Origin of the sequence: Nocardia sp. CA-120079 (genome assembly GCF_050955745.1) — a bacterium.
In the GTDB taxonomy this organism is placed as follows: Bacteria; Actinomycetota; Actinomycetes; order Mycobacteriales; family Mycobacteriaceae; genus Nocardia.
The window spans coordinates 1,096,567-1,120,706 of record NZ_CP192088.1; the positions used below are offsets into that span (position 1 = coordinate 1,096,567).

Genomic DNA, 24,140 nt, shown 5'->3' on the forward strand with positions numbered 1-24,140 from the left:
GTGCACGGTACGGAGTTGGGTGGGGCGCGACCGGACGGGGCTGCGCGCGTGGCGAGTGACTGCTTACCGGACGCTCCGGACAACCCGCCGTTTCCGCTCGCACCGGCGCAGCTGGGGGTCTGGTACGCGCAGTTGCTCGATCCCGACGTGCCGATCAATGTGGCCCAATACGTCGACGTGCCCGGCGTGCTGGATCCCGCGATCCTGCAAGAGGTTTCGGTCATTGCGGCGCGAGAGTACGAGTCGGTGCTGGTGCGCCTCGGCGAATCCGCCGGTGTGCCGAATCAGTGCGTAGATCCGGCGAATTCGGTCGATATCCAGGCAATCGACCTGCGCGAGTATGCCGATCCGGTGGCCGCGGCGCACGAATGGATGCGGGCGGACGCGGGCGCGCCGGTCGACATGCTGACCGATCGGCTGTTCGCGGGCGCCGTGCTGCGGGTCGCGGACCATCGGTGTTTCTGGTACCTGCGGGCGCATCACATCGTGCTCGACGGGTTCGGCGCGCTGACCAATACGCAGCGGGTGGCGCAGTTGTACACCGCCAGGGTGCTCGGCACCGAGCCGCAGGCGGTCCAACCGGGGACGATGGCCGAATTGGTGGAGGATGAGCTCACCTACCGGGATAGTTCGCGATTCGAGACCGACCGGACGCACTGGGCCGAGCGGATCGCGGGGCTCGACGACGCTACCAGTCTGGACGGGCGGACCGCACCGCGTGCGGCAACCAATCTGGTGCTGGGGCGGGTATTGCCGGATGCGCTTGTCGATCGAATGAATACGCTTGCGGCAAACCAGGATTCGACGCTCGCGATGGTATTGCTCGCGGCCTTCGCCGGATATCTCGGGCGGCTCACCGATCGGCGCGAGGCGGTGCTGAGTCTGCCGGTGACGGCGCGCACCACCGCGCTCATGCGGCGGTCGGCCGGAATGCTGTCGAATATCGTGCCGCTGCGGCTCGCGGTCGACGGCACCTGGGGGGATCTGCTGCGGGCGGCGCGCGTCGAGGTGGCGGGCGCGCTGCGGCACCAGCGGTATCGGCACGAGGATATCGGCCGCGATGCCGAGCACGACGGGCGGCCCGCGCGCCGCGCGCTGTTCGGACCGCTGGCCAACATCATGCTGTTCGGTAGCGAGCTGACGCTGGGCGAAACGGTCGGCCGGTACCACGTGTTGTCCACCGGGCCGGTGGAGGATCTGAGCCTCAATGTCTATTACGGCGAGCGCGACAGCGTGCACGTCGATTTCGAGGCGAATCCGAATCTCTATGCCGCCGATGACATCGCGCGCCATCAGCGGCGGTTCGTGCGGTATCTGGAGCGGCTGGTGGCCATCGAGGTCGATACGCCGATGGCGGCGGTGGCGGTGGCGACCGAGCTGGAACTCGAGGTCAGTACGCGGATCTGGAATGCGACCGGATTCGACGTGCCCGCGGCGGTCGCCGGTGCGCCCACGCTGGTTTCGCTGTTCGAGGCGCAGGTCGCGCGGACGCCGGAAGCGGTCGCGGTGCTGTTCGCGGGTGTGCCGGACCTGACCTATCGGGAGCTCTCGGCGCGCAGCAATCGGCTGGCGCGGCATTTGATCGGACTCGGCGTCGGGCCGGAGACGCTGATCGCGCTCAACATCCGCCGGTCACCGGAGCTGGTAATCGCCATGTACGCCGTGCTCGCCGCGGGGGCGGCGTATGTCCCGCTGGATCCGGATCATCCGGCCGAGCGCACCGCGCACATTCTGGCCACCGCGCGACCGGCAGGTGTACTGACAACTGAAGCCACGGAGTTTTCCGGAGTAACGGTGATCCGTCTCGATGAGCGGGATCTCGCGGCATATCCGGATGGTCCGGTCTGGGATCGGGAACGCACCGCCACGCTGCGGCCGGGGCAGCCCGCGTACGTGATCTTCACTTCGGGGTCGACCGGGCTGCCGAAGGGGGTGGCCGTCACCCACGAGGCGATCGTGAATCGGCTGGTGTGGATGCAGCAGCAGTATCGGCTGTCGGCGGATGATGTCGTGCTGCAGAAGACGCCCACCACCTTCGATGTGTCGGTGTGGGAGTTGTTCTGGCCGTTGCAGATCGGCGCGCGGCTGGTGCTCGCCGAGCACGACGGTCATCGTGATCCGGCCTACCTGCGCGCAACGATAGACGAATATGGCGTGACAACAGCACATTTCGTGCCGTCGATGCTGGAAGTCTTTCTGGCACAGTCAGAGTTCGCCGGTGGTACCGCGCTGCGTACCGTCTTCGCGTCCGGTGAAGCGCTGCCCGCGGCGCCGGCGCAGCGGCTGCGGGCGTTGACCGGGGTGCGGCTGCACAACCTGTACGGTCCCACGGAGGCGGCGGTGGACGTCACCTTCCATGAAGTGACCGATACCGATACCCTCTCGGTGCCGATCGGCGCGCCGGTCTTCAACACCCGGCTCTACGTGCTCGATTCGCGGCTGCGGCCGGTACCGGTCGGGGCCGCGGGCGAGCTGTATCTGTCGGGGGTACAGCTCGCCCGTGGTTATGTCGGGCGCCCGGGGCTCACCGCAGATCGGTTCGTCGCGGATCCGTTCGGGGCCGCCACCCGGATGTATCGCACCGGCGACCTGGTGCGCTGGACCACCCACGGTGAGCTGGAATACCTGGGCCGCACCGATTTTCAGGTGAAGTTGCGCGGGCTGCGGATCGAGCTCGGTGAGATCGAAGCCGTGCTCGGGGCCGTCGATTCGGTGGTGCGCGCGGTCGTCGTGGTGCGCGATGACGGAGTGGGCGAGCAGTTGGTCGCCTATGCGGTCGAAGCCGAGTCCGGCGCGGTGTCTCGCGCCGAACTGCGCACCGCGGCGCTGCGCGCGCTGCCGGCGTATATGGTGCCTGCCGCGTTCGTGGTGATGGATGCGCTGCCGGTCAATGCCTCCGGCAAATTGGACCGTGCCGCGCTGCCCGCACCCGAGCGGATCTCGACCGAATACGCCGAGGTCGCGACGCCGGTGGAGGCCACGGTCGCGCGGGTGTTCGGTGCGGTGCTCGGACACGATCGGGTCGGGCGCGACGACGATTTCTTCGCGCTCGGCGGCAATAGTTTGGTGGCCACCCAGGTCGCGGCGCGGTTGGGCGCCGAACTGGGCTGTCGGCTCGGGGTTCGCGAATTGTTCACCGCTACCACGGTGTCCGCACTCGCCGAACTCATCGAGCGGGCGGGTGGATCCAGTGGCGTGCCGGTGCTCGCGCAGCTGCGGGCGCGGCACCGGCCGCCGCTGGTTCCGCTATCTCCGGCGCAGCAGCGGATCTGGTTCCTCAACCGGTTCGAGACTTCCAGCGCCGGTTACAACATGCCGTTCGTGGTGCGGTTGCGCGGTGCGGTCGATATTTCCGCGCTGCGGCTGGCCTTGGCCGATCTGGTCGATCGGCATGAGGTGCTGCGCACGATCTTTCCCGCGGTATCGGCTGGAGTGGCGGCCCAGCAGGTCGTGTTGTCCGCGGACGAGGTTGTCGTCGTGGGCGAGCCGGAGTCGATCGGTGCGGACGAACTGGACGACGAGCTGGCTCGGTTCGCGGTGCTCGGATTCGATCTGGAGCGTGCGGTACCGATTCGGGCACGGATCTTCTTGGTCGATGACGAGAGCTGCGCGCTGGCGCTGGTGCTGCACCACATTGCCGCGGACGGCGTGTCGCTGCGGGTGTTGGCACAAGATGTGATGTCTGCATACCGATCTCGGCACGCGGGCAATGTACCGGAATGGCTGCCGCTTTCGGTGCAGTACGCGGATTACAGCCTCTGGCAGCACGAATTGCTCGGCTCGGCCGAGGATCCCGATGCCGCGTCGGCCCGGCAGCTGGAGTTCTGGACGGCCACGCTCGCCGGTGCGCCCGATCTGATCGAGCTGCCCACCGATCGGTCCCGGCCTGCCGTCGCATCCGGGCGGGGTGCGGTGTTCGGTTTCGAAATTCCGGGCGACGTACACGCCGAGATTGTGAAACATGCACGTGCCCAAGGTGTTTCGAACTTCATGGTGTTGCATGCCGCACTCGCTGTGCTGTTGTCGCGGCTGTCCGGTAGCGATGACATCGTGATCGGCACGCCGGTGGCCGGCCGTGGTGAACGTGCGCTGGACGATCTCATCGGCATGTTCGTCAACACCCTGGTGCTGCGGACCGTGGTCGATGGCGCGGCCCCCTTCTCGTCGCTGCTGGCGCGGGTGCGCGAGACCGATCTCGCCGCCTTCGGCCATGCCGAATTGCCATTCGAGCAGCTGGTCGATGCCATCAACCCGCCGCGCTCGCAGGCGCGGCATCCGCTGTTCCAGGTATTGCTCGCTTTCGACAATGCTGCGGACATCGCCTTCGAACTCCCCGATTTGTCGGTCTGCACCAGTACCCTGGACACCGGAGTGACCAAGTTCGATCTCCAGCTCACGGTCACCGAAGGCTTCGCCGGTGCCGGACTCAGGGAAGGTTCGGCACCGGCGGGGGTCTGTGCGGAATTCACGTACGCCACAGATCTATTCGACGAATCCACCATCGCGGACTACGCGCAGTGGTTGGTTCGGTTGCTGCGCGCGATCGTGGTCGATGCCGAGCTGGCGGTGGGTGATCTGCCGCTGCTGGATGTGGCGGGTCGCCAGCGCGCGATCGAGTGCGGAATCGCGGAGTCGTCGAGCCGTGTCGCGACGCTGCCTGCCGCGTTCGAGACGCAGGTGCGGCGGACGCCCGATGCTGTTGCGCTGGTGGACCGGCATGGCGCGCTGACGTATACGGAGTTCTCGCGGCGGGTGAATCGGCTTGCTCGTCGGCTGATCGCCGCCGACGTCGGGCCCGAGACGCTGGTCGTGCTGGGGATGCGGCGGTCGGTGGAGTTCGTTGTCGCGGCCTATGCCGTATTGACCGCGGGTGGCGGGTATGTGCCGGTGGATCCGGATCAACCCGCGGCGCGGCGTGCGCAGGTCGTTGCCTCGGCTCGGCCGGTGTGTGTGCTGACTCGGACGGGGGAAGGGTGGTCGACCGGCCCCTCGGTCCTGGTGTTCGATGCGCTGGACTGCGCCGGTTATTCGGATGCGCCGGTGCGGGATTCGGATCGGCTGCGTCCGTTGCGGGCGACCAACACCGCGTACGTCATCTTCACCTCCGGCTCTACGGGCTTGCCGAAAGGTGTTGCGGTACAGCATGCCTCGGTGGTCAATCAGATCGACTGGATTGCCGACGAATACGGCATCGGGGCCGACGATGTGGTTCTGTTCAAGACTCCGGCGACCTTCGATGTGTCGGTGTGGGAGCTGTTCGCGCCATTGACGCGCGGCGCGCGCATGGTGGCCGCCGAGCATGACGGGCATCGGGACAGTGCGTATCTGGCCGCGACCATTGCGGCGCACCGGGTGACGATGACCTCGTTCGTGCCGTCGATGCTGACGGTATTCGCCGATGCCACCGGTATTGCCGAGATCGCCTCGTTGCGGACGGTTTTCGTGGCAGGTGAAGCGATGACCGGTGAAGCCGCGGCCCGCTTCGCTGCGGTGTGCCGAGCCGAACTGCACAATCTCTACGGCCCAACGGAATTCACGGTGCACGCCACCTATGCGCCCGTCGATCCGACCGTGCCGGGGGCGGTGCCGATCGGTCGGCCGGTGCGTTCGAGTCAGGTGTTGGTGCTCGACGCGCGGTTGCGGCCGGTGCCGGACCTGGTCGTCGGCGAGCTCTACCTCTCCGGCGTTCAGTCGGCCCGCGGATACCACGGGCGGGCGGAATTGACCGCCGAGCGGTTCGTGGCCAATCCGTACGGTCCGGCCGGAGTCCGGATGTACCGGACCGGTGATCTGGTGCGGCGCAATCGGGCCGGTGATCTGGAGTACCTGGGGCGCAGTGACTTTCAGGTAAAGCTGCGTGGGCAGCGGATCGAGCTCGGTGAGATCGAGGCGGCGCTGGTCGCCGCCGACGATGTGCGTGCCGCGGCTGTTCGGGTATTCGCGCACGCGGCGGGTGAGCTGCTGGTCGCCTACGTGGTCACGCACATGCCAGCGGCGGAGCTGGCCGAGGTGCTGGGGCAGCGGCTGCGCGCCGTGCTGCCTTCGTACATGGTGCCGACGGCCTATGTCGGATTGGCGGAAATGCCGCTGACCAGCTCGGGCAAGTTGGATCGCAAGGGATTGCCCGATCCGGTGCTGACCGCGAAGACGTTTCGTGCACCAGTCACATCTGCCGAGCATGCGGTTGCCGAGGTGTTCGCGGCGGTGCTCGGTGTCGATCGGGTCGGGCTGGCCGACGACTTCTTCGCACTCGGCGGAAACTCCCTGGTGGCTACGCAGATTGCCGCGCGAATCGGCGCGGCCGTCGATGTCGATATTCCGGTCCGGCTGCTGTTCGAGCATTCGTCCGTGGCCGCATTGGCCGCGCATCTGCCCGGTTCGGGGCCTGCGCGACGGGCGTTGGTCGCGCAGGCCCGACCCGATGTCGTGCCGCTCTCCTATGCACAGCAGCGGATGTGGTTCCTCAATCAGTTCGATGCCGCCTCGGTCGCGAATAACCTGACGGCCGCGGTGCGACTCGTCGGCGCGCTCGATCTCGGCGCGCTGACGGATGCGGTCGCCGATGTCATCGGCAGGCATGAGGCGCTGCGCACCAGATATCCAGCCGTCGACGGTGTGCCGCAGCAGGAAGTGTTGCCGGTGGATGCGGTGGCGCCGGTGCCGGAGCCGGAGCCGGTCGAGGCTACGGAGTTGGCCGATCGGGTTCGAGCGCTGGCGGCAATGCCTTTCGCGGTGGATCGGGAGGCGCCGGTTCGACTCACACTGCTGCGCACGGGGACCGAGCACGTACTGGTTGTTTCGATCCATCACATCAGTGCGGACGGTTGGTCCATCGCGCCCCTTACTCGGGATTTGATGGTCGCTTACGCCGCGCGTTGCGTGGGCGCGAAGCCGAACTGGGTGTCGCTGCCGGTGCAATATGCCGACTACACGCTGTGGCAGCGGGAAAGGCTCGGTGCGGAGGACGATCCGGAATCGCTGATCGCCCGGCAGATCCGCTATTGGTCGACCGAATTGGCCGAGCTGCCGGATGTGCTGGCGCTGCCGGGGGATCGGCCGCGTCCGGCGGTCGCGTCGGGTCGTGGTGCGCGCTATGCCTTCACCATCGATGCCGCGACCCATCGCCGGCTGTGTGCTGTGGCGGAGGGCGCGAACGCGTCCCTGTTCATGGTGCTGCACGCGGCATTCGCCACGCTGCTTGCGAAACTCGCCGGGCAGCGCGATGTCGCGATCGGGACCCCCGTCGCCGGTCGCGGCGCCGCCGAGTTGGACGGGCTCGTCGGGATGTTCGTCAACACCCTGGTGCTGCGGGCCGACGTGCGGCCCGAACTGACTTTTGCCGACTTGATCGCGGTGGTCCGCGATGGTGATCTGCGCGCCCTCGCACATGCCGATGTGCCGTTCGAGCGGCTGGTCGAGGTATTGCATCCGGAGCGTTCCGCGGCCCGGCATCCGCTGTTCCAGGTCATGCTCGACTTGCAGAACACCGCGCAGACCAGTCTGGAGTTGGCCGGGCTCGAGGCCTCGATGCTCGATATCGACACGCGGACAGCGAAATTCGATCTGCAATTGACGCTGACCGAGTCGGTCGGCGCAGCCGGTATCGCAGCGATTTTCGAGTACGCCACCGACCTGTTCGACGCGCGGACGGTCGCCTCGTTCGCGACTCGGCTCCAGCGCGTGCTCGATGCGGTCGCCGATCCACACGTGCGGATCGGCGATATCGATGTGCTCGCCGATGACGAGCGGGCACTGATCCTCGACACCTGGAATGCGACAGCGCATCCGGTGGATGCCGAAGCGACGCTGGTATCGCTGTTCGAGGCCCAGGCAGCGCGGACTCCGGATGCCGTTGCGGTCACCTTCGAGGGCGAGTCGCCGGCCCACCCGTCACCCGACCTGACCTATAGGGAATTCGCCGGTCGGGTGAACAGGCTCGCGCGGCTGTTGGTGTCGATCGGGGTTCGTCCGGATACCACGGTGGCCATCGGCATGCGGCGATCGGTGGATCAGGTCGTGGCCATGTACGCCGTGCTCACGGCGGGCGGTGCGTATGTCCCGGTGGATCCTGAGCATCCGGTCGAGCGGATCACCCAGGCGCTGCGGTCGGCGCGCCCGGTGTGCGTGCTGACCCGCTCGGCGGATGGGCTGGACCTCGACACCGACGAGCGCTCGTGCGCGTGGGCGGTGCTCGATGTGGATTTGTTCGACACTTCCGACTATTCGGACGCCCCGGTCACCGATGACGATCGGCTCGGCTCCTTGGTGCCGGGCAATGCCGCGTACGTGATCTTCACCTCCGGCTCGACGGGGCGGCCGAAGGGAGTCGCGGTTTCGCATGCGGCGATCGTCAATCGTCTGGTGTGGATGCAGGACACTTACTCGCTGACCAGCGATGATGTTGTGCTGCATAAGACGCCCGCCACCTTCGATGTGTCGGTGTGGGAGTTCTTCTGGCCGTTGCAGGTCGGGGCGCGTTTAGTGCTGGCGCGGCCGGATGGGCATCGTGATCCGGCGTACTTGGCGCGGGTCATTCGTCGCGAAGGAGTCAGTGTCGCGCACTTCGTGCCGTCGATGTTGGTGGTGTTCGTCGCGGAACCGGCAACGGCTGAATGTGATTCGCTGCGGATGGTATTCGCGTCGGGGGAGGCATTGGCGCCGAAGCCTGCGCATCGGCTGCGTGAGCTGACCGGTGCGGCTGTACACAACCTGTACGGCCCGACCGAGGCGGCGGTGGATGTCACCAGCCATGAGGTCATCGATGCCGATGTGGATACCGTGCCGATCGGTGGGCCGGTATTCAACACCCAGGTCTATGTGCTCGATGCGCGGTTGCGTCCGGTGCCGGTGGGGGTTGCCGGCGAGTTGTATTTGGCTGGTGCGCAATTGGCACGCGGATACATCGGGCGGCCGGATCTGTCGAGTGACCGGTTTGTCGCGAATCCGTTCGGCGATGGTGCGCGGATGTATCGGACCGGGGATCTCGTGACCTGGCGTGCGGATGGGGCGCTCGAGTATTCGGGGCGCACCGATTTCCAGGTGAAGCTGCGTGGTCTGCGGATCGAGCTCGGTGATATCGAAACCGCGATCACCGGCTTGGATTCGATTGCGCAGGCGGTGGTGGTGCTGGGGGACGGGCAGCAACTGGTCGCTTATGTCGTCGCGGAGACCGGGGTCGATACCGATGCCATGAAATCCGCTCTGAGCAGGCAACTGCCCGCGTATATGGTGCCGTCCGCGTTCGTCGTGCTCGATGAATTTCCGCTCAATGCTTCCGGCAAGCTGGATCGGAAGGCCCTGCCGGCACCCGTATTCGAGGCTGCGGTTTTCCGGGCTCCCGTCACGGCGACCCAGGAAATCGTCGCGCGGACCTTTGCCGAGGTGCTGAATGTCGGGCTGGTTGGTCTCGACGATGATTTCTTCGCACTCGGTGGAAACTCACTCAACGCCAGCCAGGTCGTGGCCAGGTTGGGGGCCGCGCTGGATATGCGGCTGCCGGTGCGGATGCTGTTCGAGGCGCCCACGGTTGCGGCATTGGCGGCCGCGACGCAGGCGCATGAGGGACGCGGCTATATCGCGTTGAGCGCGCGCCCGCGCCCGGCGCGGATTCCGCTCTCACCGGCTCAGCAGCGCATGTGGTTCCTCAACCGGTTCCTTGCCGACGATTCCGCCGGTCCGGGCGATGCCGTGGACAACATCACGGTGGCGCTGCGACTCAGCGGCGATCTGGATGTGGCCGCACTGTCCGCCGCGCTGGCGGATGTGGTCGCTCGGCACGAGACGCTGCGGACGGTCTACCCCGACGGAACCGATGGCGCGGAGCAGGTGATCATCACTGTGGCTTTTCCGCCATTGCAACCGGAGCTGATCACCGGAGCCGAACTCGGGACGCACCTTTCCGCATTCGCCGCGACCACCTTCGATCTGACCACAGACCTGCCACTGCGGGCCCGACTGTTCACTGATGGCCACGAACACGTGCTAGCAATTGTGCTGCACCATATTTCGGCCGACGGATTCTCGCTCGGACCGCTCGCGCGCGATCTCATGACCGCCTATGCCGCGCGTCGAGATGGCATCGCGCCCGCGTGGGCGGCATTGCCCGTGCAATATGCCGACTACACGCTCTGGCAGGCCGAAACACAGGGTGACGATGCGGATGCGGAGTCGCAGGCGCACCGGCAACTCGCATTCTGGCGGCGCACGCTGGCGGGTCTGCCCGAACAACTGGAGCTTCCCACCGACCGGCCGCGTCCCGCCGTCTCGTCGTATCGCGGTGACATCCACCGGCTCCGCATCGACTCCGATCTACACAGTGAACTGCGCGAACTGGCCCGCAAGCGGGAAACGACGCTGTTCAGCACGATGCATGCGGCGCTGGCCGTCTTGTTGTCGCGCTTGTCGGTGAGTGAGGACATCGCGATCGGCACGCCGGTCGCGGGTCGCGGTGATGCCGCGCTGGACGAGCTCGTCGGGATGTTCGTCAACACCCTGGTGTTGCGCACCCAGATCGACACCAGGGCGCGCTTCGAGACGGTGCTGGATACCGTGCGCGCACAGGATATCGAGGCGCTGTCGCATGCGGACGTGCCGTTCGAGCGGCTCGTCGAGGTTATCGCGCCGACACGGGTACAGAATCGGAATCCGCTGTTCCAGGTGGCGTTGACTTTTCAGAATTTCACGCTGCCACCGCTCGAACTCGCCGATCTCGTGGTGCGTCCGGTCGAATTCTACGCGGCGGCAGCTAAATTCGATTTGCAGTTCACGGTGGTCGAATCCGATGACGCTGATGGCCGTGCCGATGGCATGGACATCGAGATCACCTATGCGACAGATCTTTTCGATGCGGACACGATCGCGGTGCTCGGTCGCCGGTTCACTCAGGTGTTGGCCGCCATCGCCGCCGATGCGACGGTCGTGGTCGGGGATATTCAATTGCTCAGCGCCGAGGAACAGCATCGCGCGCTGTACGAATGGTCCACTCCGACAAGGACTTGTGTCACCGAAACCGCCACGCTGGCCGACCGGTTCGCGCGGGCCGCCGCGCTCGATCCGACCGCCGTCGCCGTCCGCGCGGGGACGCGATCGCTGTCCTATGCCGAACTCGACGCCTGGTCGAACCGGCTGGCCCGGCGGCTGATCGCCGCAGGGGTCGGACCGGAAGCGCTGGTGGCGGTGGCGCTGCCGCGGTCGGTAGAACTGGTCGTCGCGTTGGTCGCGGTGATCAAGGCGGGCGGTGGCTATCTGCCGATCGATCCGAATTATCCGGCGGATCGGATCGAATACGTACTCGATGACGCCCGGCCGATCTGCGCGATAACCAGCGCCGGAACCGATTTGGCACCCGGCTGGTTCGGCGGGCCGGTGATCGATATCGCTGCTGCGAATCAGTGTTCGACCGCCATCTCCCAGGCGGAGCGACGCAGGCCGCTGAATCCGGCGCATACGGCTTACGTCATCTACACCTCCGGATCTACCGGGAACCCGAAGGGCGTGGTCATCCCGCACCGCAATGTGTTGCGTCTGCTCGACAACACTCGGTGCCACTTCGAGTTCGGGCCCTCGGATGTCTGGACCCTGTTCCACTCCTACGCCTTCGACTTCTCGGTATGGGAGCTCTGGGGTGCGCTGCTGCACGGCGGCACGCTCGTGGTGGTCGACTACTACACCTCGCGATCACCGCGGCAGTTCCTGGAACTGCTTGCCGCGCAACGGGTGACAGTGCTGAACCAGACGCCGTCGGCCTTCTATCAACTGATTGCCGCAGAGCCTGCCGAACTCGCACTGCGCTATGTGATTTTCGGTGGCGAGGCATTGGAACCGCAGCGGCTGGTCGGCTGGTTCGCTCGGCATCCGCGGTCGCCGCGACTGGTGAATATGTACGGCATCACCGAGACCACCGTGCATGTGTCCTACCGGCCGATCGAGGCGGGCACCGGATCGGCGAGTGTGATCGGTGGGGCCATACCCGGATTGGTCGTGCGGGTGCTCGATGCGCGGTTGCGGCCGGTGCCGGTCGGGGTACCCGGCGAGATCTACGTCTCCGGTGGTCAGTTGGCGCGTGGCTATCTCGGACGGCCTGCGCTCACCGCGAGCCGGTTCGTGGCCGATCCGTACGCGGGCGACGGTGCGCCGGCCTATCGGTCCGGTGACCTCGCACGGTGGACGGCCGACGGGGAGTTGGAGTATCTGGGCCGGGCCGACCAGCAGGTGAACCTGCGTGGGTTCCGCATCGAGTTGGGGGAGATCGAGGCGGCGCTGCTGGATGCGAGTGCAGCGGTGCGCGAGGTGGCGGTGGTCGTGCGCAGCGATCTGGTGGATGAGCCGCGCATCGTCGCGTATGTGGTCGGCTTCGACGCGGTCGATCGGGTGCGGCTGCGACAGCAGCTCGCGCGCCGGTTGCCTGAGCACATGGTGCCCGCCGCGATCGTGGTGGTGGATCGAATTCCATTGACCGTCAACGGAAAGCTGGATCGGGCGGCGTTGCCCGCGCCCGAGTTCGAGGCGACGACCTATCGCAAGCCGGGGACTGTCGAAGAGGAGATCGTCGCCGGAGCTTTCGCGGATGTGCTCGGAATGGACGGTCTGATCGGCGCGGATGACGACTTCTTCGCCCTCGGCGGCTCCTCCCTACTGGCCGCGAAAGCCGCCGCTCGCATCGGGGCAGCGCTAGGGCGCACCGTCGGAGTCCGCGCATTGTTCGAATCGCCGCGGGTCGCCGACCTCGCCGCAGCGGTGAGCGCGACCGATATGGCTGCGACCAGGCCGGCGCTGGTGGCCGGCGCCCGTCCGGACCGGATTCCGCTCTCCCCGGCACAGCAGCGCATGTGGTTCCTCAACCGGTTCGACCAGCACTCCATCGCCTACAACATTCCGTTGGCGCTACGGCTCACCGGCGCATTGGATATCGCGGCGCTACGAGCCGCGGTCGCGGATCTGATCGGCCGACATGAATCGCTGCGGACACGGTATCCGGAAGTGGACGGTGCGGCGACCCAGCTGATCATGCCGGTCGTGCAGGCGATCCCATCGCTGTACCCGATCGATATCGCTGAAGCCGAAGTGCCGGAACGGATTCGGGAGCTGGCGGTTACCACGTTCGATGTGACCACCGATATCCCGGTGCGGATGCGGCTGTTCCGGATAGTGGGGCGTGCGGAGTTCGTATTGGCGGCGGTGCTGCATCACATTGCCGCGGACGGATCCTCGCTCGCGCCATTCGTCCGGGATCTGATGCTGGCCTACAGCGCACGCCTGGATGAAAGTGCGCCCGGCTGGACACCGCCCGTCATCCAGTACGCGGATTACGCACTGTGGCAGCGGCAACTGCTCGGCCGCGAGGACGAGCCCGAATCGCTTTCGGCACAACAGATCGCATTCTGGACCAGGACGCTGGACGGACTGCCGGATCAACTGGCGCTGCCGACCGATCACCCGCGGCCCGCGCGGCAGAGTTTGCGCGGCGCGAAAGTGCAGTTCGCGATCGACGCGCGGTTGCACAGCGCGCTCGTCGCGCTCGGACGACGCAGTGGCGCAACGCTGTTCATGGTGGTACACGCCGCGTTCTCCGCACTTCTCGCTCGGCTGTCGGGCAGTTCGGATATCGCGGTCGGTACGCCGATCGCGGGCCGCGGTGATGCGGAACTCGACGATGTCATCGGCATGTTCGTGAATACGCTGGTGTTGCGTACCCGGGTCGATGGCGGTGAAAGCTTCGATGCGCTGCTCGAGCGGGCCAGGGCCGCCGATATCGCGGCGTTCTCGCATGCGGATGTGCCGTTCGAGCGCCTGGTGGAGGTGCTGAATCCGGAGCGATCGACAGCGCGGCATCCGCTGTTCCAGGTCGGGCTTTCGTTCCAGAATCACGAGCGCGGTGAACTACGGCTGCCCGGGCTCGACGTGCGAGAACTCGAATTCGACAGTGGGGTCGCGCAATTCGATCTGCACCTGTTCGCTATCGATCACTACGGTGCGGACGGCGCGCCCGAGGGCATCGATCTCGCGCTCGGATTCGCGACGGACTTGTTCGAGCCCGCTAGTGCGCAGCGGTTCAGTGCGCAGCTGCTGCGAGTGTTCGAATCGGTTGTTGTCCAGTCGGACACGGCTGTCGGTGAGTTGGATCTGCTCGGTGCGGCAGAGCGCGCGCGGTTGCTCGAGGAATGGAACAGGACCGCGCATCCGGTGGCCTCGGCGACCTTGGCGGATCTCGTCGATGCTCAGGTGGCGCTGACGCCCGAGGGTGTCGCCTTGGTCGATGCGAGCTCCGAATCGGCGCTCACCTATGCCGAATTCGATGCCGCCGTCAACAGGTTGGCGCGCAAGTTGATTGCCGATGGGGTCGGCCCGGAGGCGACTGTCGTGCTCGCCATGCGGCGTTCGGTCGAGTTGGTCGTCGCCATGTACGCGGTGGTGCGAGCCGGTGGTGCGTACGTGCCCGTCGACCCCGATCATCCGGTCGACCGCATCGCGTACGTCATCGAGACGGCCGCGCCCGCGCGTGTGCTCACCACGTCACGCGATGGTTTGCCCATCGAAACATCCATTCCCGCAATGGAAGTGGATCGACTCGAGTTGGCCGGCTACGCGGCGACTCCGATTGCGGATGGCGAACGGGTGCGACCCTTGCGGCCAGAGCACCCGGCATATGTGATCTTCACATCCGGTTCGACCGGACTGCCCAAAGGCGTCACCATTTCGCACGCGGCGATCGTCAACCAATTGGCCTGGCTGCGTGACCGATTCGCACTCGGGCCACACGGGAGTGCGCTGCTCAAGACTCCGGCGACGTTCGACCTGTCGGTGTGGGAGTTCTGGTCGGTCCTGACGACGGGCGGTCGACTGGTGGTGACCGAGCCCGGCACCGAACGCGATCCGGATCGGCTGCTTGCCCTGATCGAACGGCATGCGGTGACGGTGCTGCACGCCGTGCCGTCGCTGATCGGCATGCTGCTCGCGGTATCGGATGCGCCGCTGCCGAATTCGCTGCGTCAGGTACTCGCCATCGGTGAGGCGCTGCCGCCCGCCACCGCGATCGAATTCCGTCGTCGAGCCCGACATTCCGGTGCACGCCTGTTCAACCTGTACGGACCGACCGAGGCAGCCGTGTCGATCACGGCCTTCGAAGTCGATGCGGACCCTACCCATATCGTGCCGATCGGCGCGCCCGCCTGGAACAGCCGGGTCTACGTCCTCGATTCGCGGTTGCAGTCGGTCCCGGTGGGTGTGACCGGCGAGTTGTATCTGGCCGGGGCGCAATTGGCGCGCGGCTATCAACGCAGGCCCGCGCTGACGGCCGACCGTTTCGTCGCGGACCCCTTCGCGAGCGCCGTCGGCGCGACGATGTACCGGACCGGCGATATCGTCCGCTGGCGTTCCGATGGCACGCTGGAATATCTGGAGCGCGCCGACTTCCAGGTCAAGATCGGTGGATTCCGGATCGAGCTCGGCGAGGTGGAGGCCGCGCTGCTGCGGCTGCCCGAGGTGCGCGCCGCCGTTGCGGTGGCGCACGCTGGAACTCGGCTCATCGCCTATGTCGCGGTGCCGGACTCGACCGCTGCTGCCGAATCGGCCGCGGCGTTGCGTGCGGCGGTGGCGACAGAGCTGCCCGCCTACATGGTGCCCGCCGCGATCGTTGTGCTGGAGTCGCTGCCGCTCAATGCCAATGGCAAGGTCGATCGGGCCGCACTGCCCGAGCCGGTATTCACCGCGGCCGTTTTCCGCGCGCCGACCAGTGGGCTGGAGCGCTTGGTCGCGGCCACGTTCGTCGAGGTGGTCGCGGCCGAGGAAACGGTCGGGCTGGATACCGACTTCTTCGCGCTCGGGGGCAATTCGCTGTTGGCGACCCGGCTGGCGGCACAGTTGAGCGCGGCACTCGGAGTGCGGGTTCCGGTGGCCGCGGTATTCGACGCACCGACCGTCGGGCTGCTCGCCGCGCGACTGGGCGACCTCGGGGACGCCGATGCCAGGCCCGCGCTCACTCGGCGTTCCGGCGGCGCGCCTGCCCCGCTTTCGCCCGCACAGCAGCGGATGTGGGTGGTCAATCGGCTGGCCCCGGACTCCTCGGCCTACAACATCCCCGCCGCACTGCGTTTGACCGGTGTATTGGATATCGCTGCCCTCGGCGCGGCAATCCTGGATGTGATCGAACGCCACGAAACCCTGCGCACCCGATATCCGGATGCCGAGCCCGAACCGGTGCAGCAAGTCCTCGACGTTGCCGAGGTCGAGCTGGAACCGATCCTGTTGGCACAGACTGATATCGACGCGCGCATCGCTGAATTCGTCGCCGCCGGTTTCGATATCACCTCGGCACCACCGGTCCGCGCGGCATTGTTCCGCACCGACGTCGATGAGCATGTGCTCGTCGTGGTGCTGCACCACATCGGCGCCGACGGCTATTCGGTCGCCCCGATGACGCGGGATCTCATGCGTGCTTACCTCAGCCGGATCGCGGGCAATGCGCCCGGCTGGGAGCCACTGCCGATCCAGTACGTCGACTACAGCATCTGGCAACGCGCGGTGCTCGGCTCCGATCGCGATCCGAACAGCCTGCTGTCCCGGCAACTCGGCTATTGGACGACGGAATTGGCGGGCTTGCCCGAGGTACTTCCCTTGCCGACCGATAGACCGCGCCCGGCGCGCCGGGATATGCGCGGTGCCACAGTCGGTTTCGAAATCGACACGGTATTCACCGCGCGGTTGGAAACGGTTGCCCGTGCGCACGGAACAACACTGTTCACCCTGATCCACAGTGCGTTCGCGGTCCTGCTCGCGAAACTGTCCGGCACCACGAATATCGCCATCGGCGCACCGGTCGCGGGGCGTGGCGAGCGTGAACTCGACGATCTGATCGGCATGTTCGTGAATACCGTCGTACTGCGGACGGAGGTCGACGCACGCACCGGCTTCGCGGATCTGCTTCGCCAGGCCCGAGATCGCGATATCGCGGCGCTGTCCCATGCCGACGTGCCGTTCGAGCGGGTGGTCGACGCCGTCGGCCGGACCAGGTCCAGTGCCTATACGCCGCTGTTCCAGGTGATGTTCACCTTCCAGAACATGGCGTCCAACCGCGTCGCATTGCCCGGGCTCGAGGTCGAGGTGCTCGATCTCGCGCTGGCGGAGGCCAAATACGACCTGCAGCTCACCGGCATCGAGTTGTTCGATGCGGCCGGTGCCCCGGCCGGATTGGGTATGCGATTCGGTTACGCAACAGACATTTTCGATGCCGCGACGGTCCGGCTGTTCGCCGAACGGCTACTCCACATATTCGAGGTAATCGTGGAAGACCCGGCTATCGCGATCCGCGCCATCGACATTCGCGATGCCGCCCAACAGTCGGCAAGCCCTGCGGTCCCCGCCGACCTGCCCGCACTGATCAACGCCGCCGCCGAAATCAATCACCGTGCCGTTGCTTTCACTCATGACAAGCGCGCGGTGACCTTCGGCGAGCTGGCCGCCAAGCTCGCGACGGTCGCCAAGGCCATGGGGACGACCGCGAAACCGGAAGCGCTCATCAATGTCGCCCTGGCCGGGCTGGTGCCCGGCCTCCTGGCCGCACTCGGCGGCAGTGGTCTCGCCACAGTCCTGCGGTCCCTGCACACCGAGGCGCGGGCCGTGCTCGCCAACTCGGATCCGGAAGTCGATTCGGAAGGAATCAACTGATGTCCCAGGCAGAATCGGTCGCATCCAGCAAACTCGGCAATCGTATCGCCGCATACGATCATTCGGCACTGCGCCGGGCGTACGGACTCGACGATCTCCCCATCCTGATCGATAAGGTCGCCGAATCGGATCCGGAGCGGGTCGCCCTGCGCCACGACGGCACCACCATCACCTACGGTGTGCTGGCCACCGAGATCATGGTGCTGGACGAGGCGATGGGTGGCGGTCTCGGTGCCGACGCACTGGTATCGGTCGTGGTCTCCAGCCAATTGCCCGCCCTGCTGGAGTCCGGGGACGGCGCACTCGGCACCGTGCTGGAGGGACTGCTCGATGACGCCCTGACGGCGGCGGCGCACGCGCTGCCGTCGATATTCGCGCCGATCGAGACCCTGGTCAGCGAATTCGAGGCACAGGTGCGCCGGACACCGGACGCGGTAGCCCTGGAGTACGCGGGTGCGACCTTGACGTATGCCGAGTTCGATGACCGGGTGAACGCCCTCGCGCTGCGGTTGATCGACCTGGGTGTCGGCCCGGACAGCCTGGTGGGACTCGCCGTCCGACGTTCGTTCGACCTGCTGGTCGGCATGTACGCGATCTTGAAGGCGGGCGGTGCGTATGTGCCGATCGATCCGGAGCATCCGGCCGAGCGCATCGGTTATGTGCTCGAGGTCGCCGCACCGGTCCTGGTACTCACCACGACCCACGACCAGCGTGAGCTCGGACCGGGTATCCCGGTCCTGCGGATCGACGAATTCGACACCGTCGAAGCCGGGGCGTCGATCGATGACCGCCCGCGGCCGTCGGCGGACAATACCGCCTACGTCATCTTCACCTCCGGATCGACCGGACGCCCGAAAGGTGTTGCGGTATCGCACCGTTCGATTCTGGCCAATCTGCGGTGGCGACAGCGGCTGTATCGACTACGCGGCGACGATGCGGTGCTGCAGAAGACGCCGTTCACCTTCGACGTCTCGGTATGGGAATTCTTCTGGCCGTTGCAGGTCGGTGCGCGTCTGGTGATCGCGGCGCCGGATGGTCATCGCGATCCGGCGTATCTGGCGCGCACGATCGCCGAACGCGGCGTCACCGTCGCGCATTTCGTGCCTTCCATGCTCGCCGTATTCGTAGCCGAATCGCAGATCGAAAGCGCGGCACGGACCCTGCGCCTGGTATTCGCCTCCGGCGAGGCGCTACCGGCCGCCACCGCGGCCGCCTTCCGCGATATCAGCGGCGCGACACTGCACAACCTGTACGGCCCCACCGAGGCCGCCGTCGATGTCACCGCGCACGAGGTCACCGCCGCCGACCGCACGACCGTGCCCATCGGTGCGCCCGCCGATGACACCGAATTGCTGGTGCTCGACGACAATCTGCGGCCGGTGGCCAGTGGCGTGGTCGGTGAGCTCTATCTCGCCGGGGTGCAACTGGCCCGCGGCTACGTGGCCCGTCCGGGACTGACGGCCGACCGGTTCGTGGCCAATCCGGAAGGTGCGCCCGGTGACCGGATGTATCGCACCGGCGACCTGGTCCGCTGGCGCACCGATGGCGGCGGCGGCCCGGACGAACTGGAATATCTGGGCCGCATCGACTTCCAGGTCAAACTGCGCGGACTGCGCATCGAACTAGGCGAGGTCGAGGCGGCGCTGCTGCGCAATGAGCAGGTCGCGCAGGCCGCGGTGCTGCTGCACCGGTATGCGGGCGGCGATCACCTGGTCGGTTACGTGGTGGCCGACGGGGGCGTCACCATCGATCCGGCCGCGGTACTCGAATCGACGCGCCGGGACCTACCGGACTACATGGTGCCGTCGCTGGTGGTTGTCCTCGACGAAATGCCGGTCAATGCCAATGGCAAGCTCGATCGGCGCGCACTGCCGGAACCGGTATTCGGAACGGCCGCATACCGGGAACCGTCGACCGAGGCAGAGGTGGCCGTCGCCGAGATCTTCGGCCGACTGCTGGCGACGGAACGGGTCGGCGCGGACGACGACTTCTTCGCGCTGGGTGGTAACTCGCTCATCGCTACCCGCGCCATTGCCCGAATCGGGGCCGCGCTCGGCATCACCGTCGATGTCCGCGATTTTTTCGACCGCCCGACGGTAGCGGCGCTGGCCGGGCTGACACGCACCGGAGCCGCACGACCAGCGCTCACCGCAGCCGCACGGCCGCAGCACATTCCACTGTCTGCGGCGCAGCGGCGCATGTGGTTTCTCAACCGGTTCGGCACGCACACCGAATCCGCCTACGTCTTCGATACCGCAGCGGTGGACAATATTCCGGTCGCACTGCGGCTGCGCGGTGCACTCGAGGTCACCGCGCTGTCCGCGGCGATCACCGACCTCGTTGCCAGGCACGAGATCCTGCGCACCGTCTATCCGCAGACCGCCGATGGTCCGGCTCAGGTGGTGCGGCCGGTGCACGCCGCGTTCGACCTATCCCCGAGCGATATTCCCGAGGCCGAACTCGCCGCCGCGGTATTGGCCGGCGCGGTACAGGGATTCGATGTCACCGAGGAGATTCCGGTCCGGGTGCGGCTGCTGCGCAGCGGACCCGAGGACCACACATTGGTCCTGGTGGTGCATCACATCGCCGCAGACGGTGTCTCGATGGGACCGCTGATGGGCGATCTCGTCACCGCCTATGCGGCCCGTCGTGCCGGACGCCGACCGGACTGGGCGCCGCTGCCCGTGCAGTACGCGGACTACGCGTTGTGGCAGCAGCAGGTGCTCGGCAGCGAGGACGACCCGGAATCGGTGGCCGCACGCCAGCTCGAATTCTGGGCCGCCGAATTGGCCGACCTGCCCGCACAGCTGGATCTGCCCACCGATCGGCCCCGCCCCGCCGTCGCGTCCTACCGCGGGGCGACCCATGAGTTCGCCATCGACGCGGAGCTACGCCATGCGATCGACCGGATTGCCGCCCGCAGTCGCGCCACCCCCTTCATGGTGGTCCATGCGGCGCTCGCCGTCTTGCTCGCGCGGCTGTCCGGCACCGCCGATATCGCCATCGGCACACCGGTCGCGGGACGCGGCGATCGCGCCCTGGACGACCTGGTCGGCATGTTCGTCAATACCCTCGTGCTGCGTACCGAGGTACGGGGCGAGCTGAGCTTCGCCGACCTCGTCGCCCATGCGCGCGAGCGCGATCTGAATGCCTTCGCGCACAGCGATATTCCCTTCGAGCGTCTGGTCGAGGTGGTGAACCCGGCGCGTTCCCAGGGCAGGCATCCGCTGTTCCAGGTCGCGCTGTTCATGCAGAACATCGGCCCGATCGCATTGACTATGCCCGGCCTGGACGCGGCGCTGGTCGATTTCGATCCGGGCTTCGCCAAATTCGATCTGCAGCTCACCCTTTCCGATACCGAGGCGGGCTACCGCGCCGAATTCACCTATGCCACCGACCTGTTCGATGCCGCGACCGTGCGCGAGTTCGGTATCAAATTTCTCCGGTTGCTGCGCGCGGCGGCCGCCGATCCGGATGTCACGGTCGGCGATATCGAACTTCTCGACGCGGGTGAACTCGATTACGTCACCGCGAGCTGGAATGCCAGCGGGCACAAGGTCGCCGATCAATTTCTGTACGAAGGGTTCGACAGCCAGGTTCGTCGCACGCCGAATGCCGTTGCCCTGGCTTCCGATACCACCGAACTCACGTATACCGAACTGTCCGAGCGGGCCAATCGCCTCGCCCGGCTGCTGATCAGCACCGGCGTCGGCCCGGAATCGCTGGTGGTGCTCGCGATGCCGCGCTCGATCGAGCTGGTCGTCGCGATGTATGCGGTGCTGCGCGCCGGCGGCGCCTATGTTCCGGTGGATCCCGGGCATCCGGCCGAACGCATCTGGCACATCCTCGATACCGCCCGACCGCATTCGGTACTCACCACGCGCGGAACCGGTTTCGCCCTCCCGGCGATCGTGCCGCCGAGCGTGCACCTGCACCATATCGACGAACTGGACCTTTCGGAGTACTCGGCGGCGAACATCGCCGACCGCGAGCGCCGCGCGTTGCTGCGGCCGGAGCACCCCGCCTATGTAATCTTCACCTCCGGCTCGACGGGCCGACCGAAGGGCGTATCGGTCGAGCACCGCGCCATTGCCAACCAACTCGCCTGGATGCACGCCGAATATCGGCCGCGCGTCGGCGATGTCTATCTGCAGAAGACCGCGACCACCTTCGACGTTTCGCTGTGGGGATACTTCCTGCCGCTGCGCGCGGGCGCGACCCTGCTCCTCGCCACGCCCGACGGCCACCGCGATCCGCGCTATCTCGCGGAAACCATTGCCCGCCATGGCGTCACACTGACCGACTTCGTGCCATCGATGCTCGCGGTTTTCGCCGCCCATGCCCAAGCGAACGAACTCGATTCGCTGCGCGATGTTTTCGTCATCGGCGAGGCCTTGCCGCCGGAGACCGTCGCGGCCTTCCACGCGGTGAGTGATGCCGCGCTGCACAATCTGTACGGCCCGACCGAGGCGACCGTATCCATTACCTATCGCGAGGTCACGGTCCACGACGAGCTGGTGCCGATCGGCGAGCCGGAGTGGAATTCCCAGGTGTACGTGCTGGATGCGCGACTGCATCCGGTACCGATCGGGGTACCCGGCGAACTGTATCTGGCCGGTGACCAGCTGGCCCGCGGCTACCACGGCCGGGTCGATCTGACCGGTGAGCGGTTCGTGGCCAACCCTTTCGGGCGAGCGGGTGCGCGAATGTATCGCACCGGGGATCTGGTGCGTTGGAGCCCCGATGGGGAACTCGTCTACCTCGGCCGGATGGACTTCCAGGTGAAGTTCCGCGGTCAGCGCATCGAGCTCGCCGAGATCGAGACGGCCCTACTCGCGGCGCCCGAGGTGAGTCAGGCCGCGGTGCGGCTGATCGATGGCGACTATCTCGCGGGGTATGTGATTCGCACGCCGGGCAGCGTTTTGGATCTCGAGGCTGTCAAGGCCGGGCTGGCCCGGCGTCTTCCTGGATATATGGTGCCGACCGCACTGGTCGAGCTACCCGAATTCCCGCTCAACAGTAGCGGCAAGCTGGACCGCGAGGCGCTGCCGGTGCCGGTGCTGCGGCAACAGAGCTTCCGCGCGCCGACCGATGCGGCGCAGCGTCTGGTCGCCGCGGTATTCGCCGAGGTGCTGCGGGTGGACCGAGTCGGCCTCGATGACGATTTCTTCGCCCTCGGCGGCAGTTCGCTGGATGCCACCCAGGTCACCGCGCGGGCGGGGGAGGCCATCGGCATGCGCATCCCGGTGCGCGTCCTTTTCGACGCCGCGACGGTCGAGGGATTCGCGGCCGCCGTCGACGAGCTCAGCAGGGCGGGTGCGGTCGCGCGTCCGCTGGTGCGCCGCGAGCGCCCGGCGCGCATCCCGCTCTCGCCCGCCCAGCAGCGGGTGTGGTTTCTCAACCGGATCGAAACCGAGGACGGCGCCGCAAGCGTGTACAACCTCCCGGTCGTGCTCCGGCTCACCGGCAGGCTCGATGTCACCGCGCTGGAGCGTGCGGTGCTCGATGTGCTGTCCAGGCACGAATCGCTGCGCACCATCTACCCGGACAGCGAATCCGGTCCGTACCAGTCGATTCTGGCGCCGGCCGATATCGGCCTCACCCTCGATCCGGTAACGGTCGATCGTGCCGATCTGACGGCTGCCATTACCGCGATCACGACGGCCGGATTCGACGTGAGCACCGAACTACCCTCGCGCGTAGCGTTATTGAGCGTTGACCGGGTGGATGATCGGCGCGGCATTTCCGGTGACGAATACGTGTTGGTCTTCGTCGTTCACCACATCGCCGCCGACGCACTGTCGATGACACCGCTGATCACCGATCTGGTGCACGCCTACCTGGCCAGATCAGGTACTGCATCGCGCAGCGATTCGATGAGGGGTGGTGGTCGGGCGACGGGTGGGCCGAGCCGGAAGCCCGATTGGCAAGAGCTGCCGGTGCAGTACGCGGATTACAGCCTCTGGCATCGCGAACTGCTCGGTTCCGAGGACCGACCGGGCGATCCGGCATACCAGCAGTTGCGATTCTGGCGCGCCGCTCTCGACCCCTGCCGACCCAACTCGCGCTGCCGACCGACCGGCCCCGCCCCGCGCTGCCCTCGAATCGCGGTGCCGCAGTACATTTCGAGATAGATCCCGAGTTGGCCGGCGCGCTACGCGTACTGGCGCATCGCAGCGGTGCGACGCTGTTCATGGTGTTGCACGCGGCCTTCGCCGCGACGATTGCCAGATCGAGCGGCACCGATGACGTGGTGATCGGCTCGCCCGTCGGCGGTCGCGGGGAGCGCCGACTCGACGCGCTCATCGGCATGTTCGTGAACACCTTGGTACTGCGGACTCAGGTCGACGCGGCCGCCCCCTTCACCGAACTCCTTGCGGGCGTGCGTGATTGCGACCTCGCTGCCTTCGCCAATGCCGATCTGCCGTTCGAGCGACTGGTCGATGCCATGGCCGTGGACCGCAGAACCGGCGCGCATC

3 protein-coding genes (1 of these 3 running past the window's edge) are annotated in these 24,140 nt (G+C 66.7%); all 3 read left to right on the plus strand.

What is annotated here, in order from left to right; translation table 11 throughout:
* Tightly spaced (each overlapping or abutting the next), the 3 genes in view from ACQPYR_RS05310 to ACQPYR_RS05320 form a layout consistent with a single transcriptional unit that may run on beyond the window.
* Nucleotides 1–17,661 (plus strand): non-ribosomal peptide synthase/polyketide synthase, encoded by a 17,661-nt coding sequence (locus ACQPYR_RS05310; protein WP_433628263.1) that lies wholly within the window; start codon nt 1–3, stop codon nt 17,659–17,661.
* The gene (locus tag ACQPYR_RS05315) at nt 17,661–23,795 is read left to right on the plus strand and encodes an amino acid adenylation domain-containing protein (RefSeq protein WP_433628265.1); all 6,135 of its coding nucleotides are present in this window, start codon (nt 17,661–17,663) and stop codon (nt 23,793–23,795) included. The genes ACQPYR_RS05310 and ACQPYR_RS05315 overlap by 1 nt, the downstream gene beginning before the upstream one ends.
* A protein-coding gene (locus ACQPYR_RS05320; RefSeq protein ID WP_433635017.1) for a non-ribosomal peptide synthase/polyketide synthase crosses the window boundary here: on the plus strand, nt 23,756–24,140 show its 5' portion. The gene runs 18,671 nt beyond the window's last position; 385 of the gene's 19,056 nt are visible here — the first part of the coding sequence; it begins with the start codon at nt 23,756–23,758; the stop codon falls past the right edge of the window. Before ACQPYR_RS05315 ends, ACQPYR_RS05320 begins: the two co-directional genes overlap by 40 nt.

Excerpts from the sequence above, each read along its gene's own strand:
- ACQPYR_RS05315 (WP_433628265.1), top strand. The coding sequence starts at position 17,661 with ATGTCCCAGGCAGAATCGGTCGCATCCAGCAAACTCGGCAATCGTATC.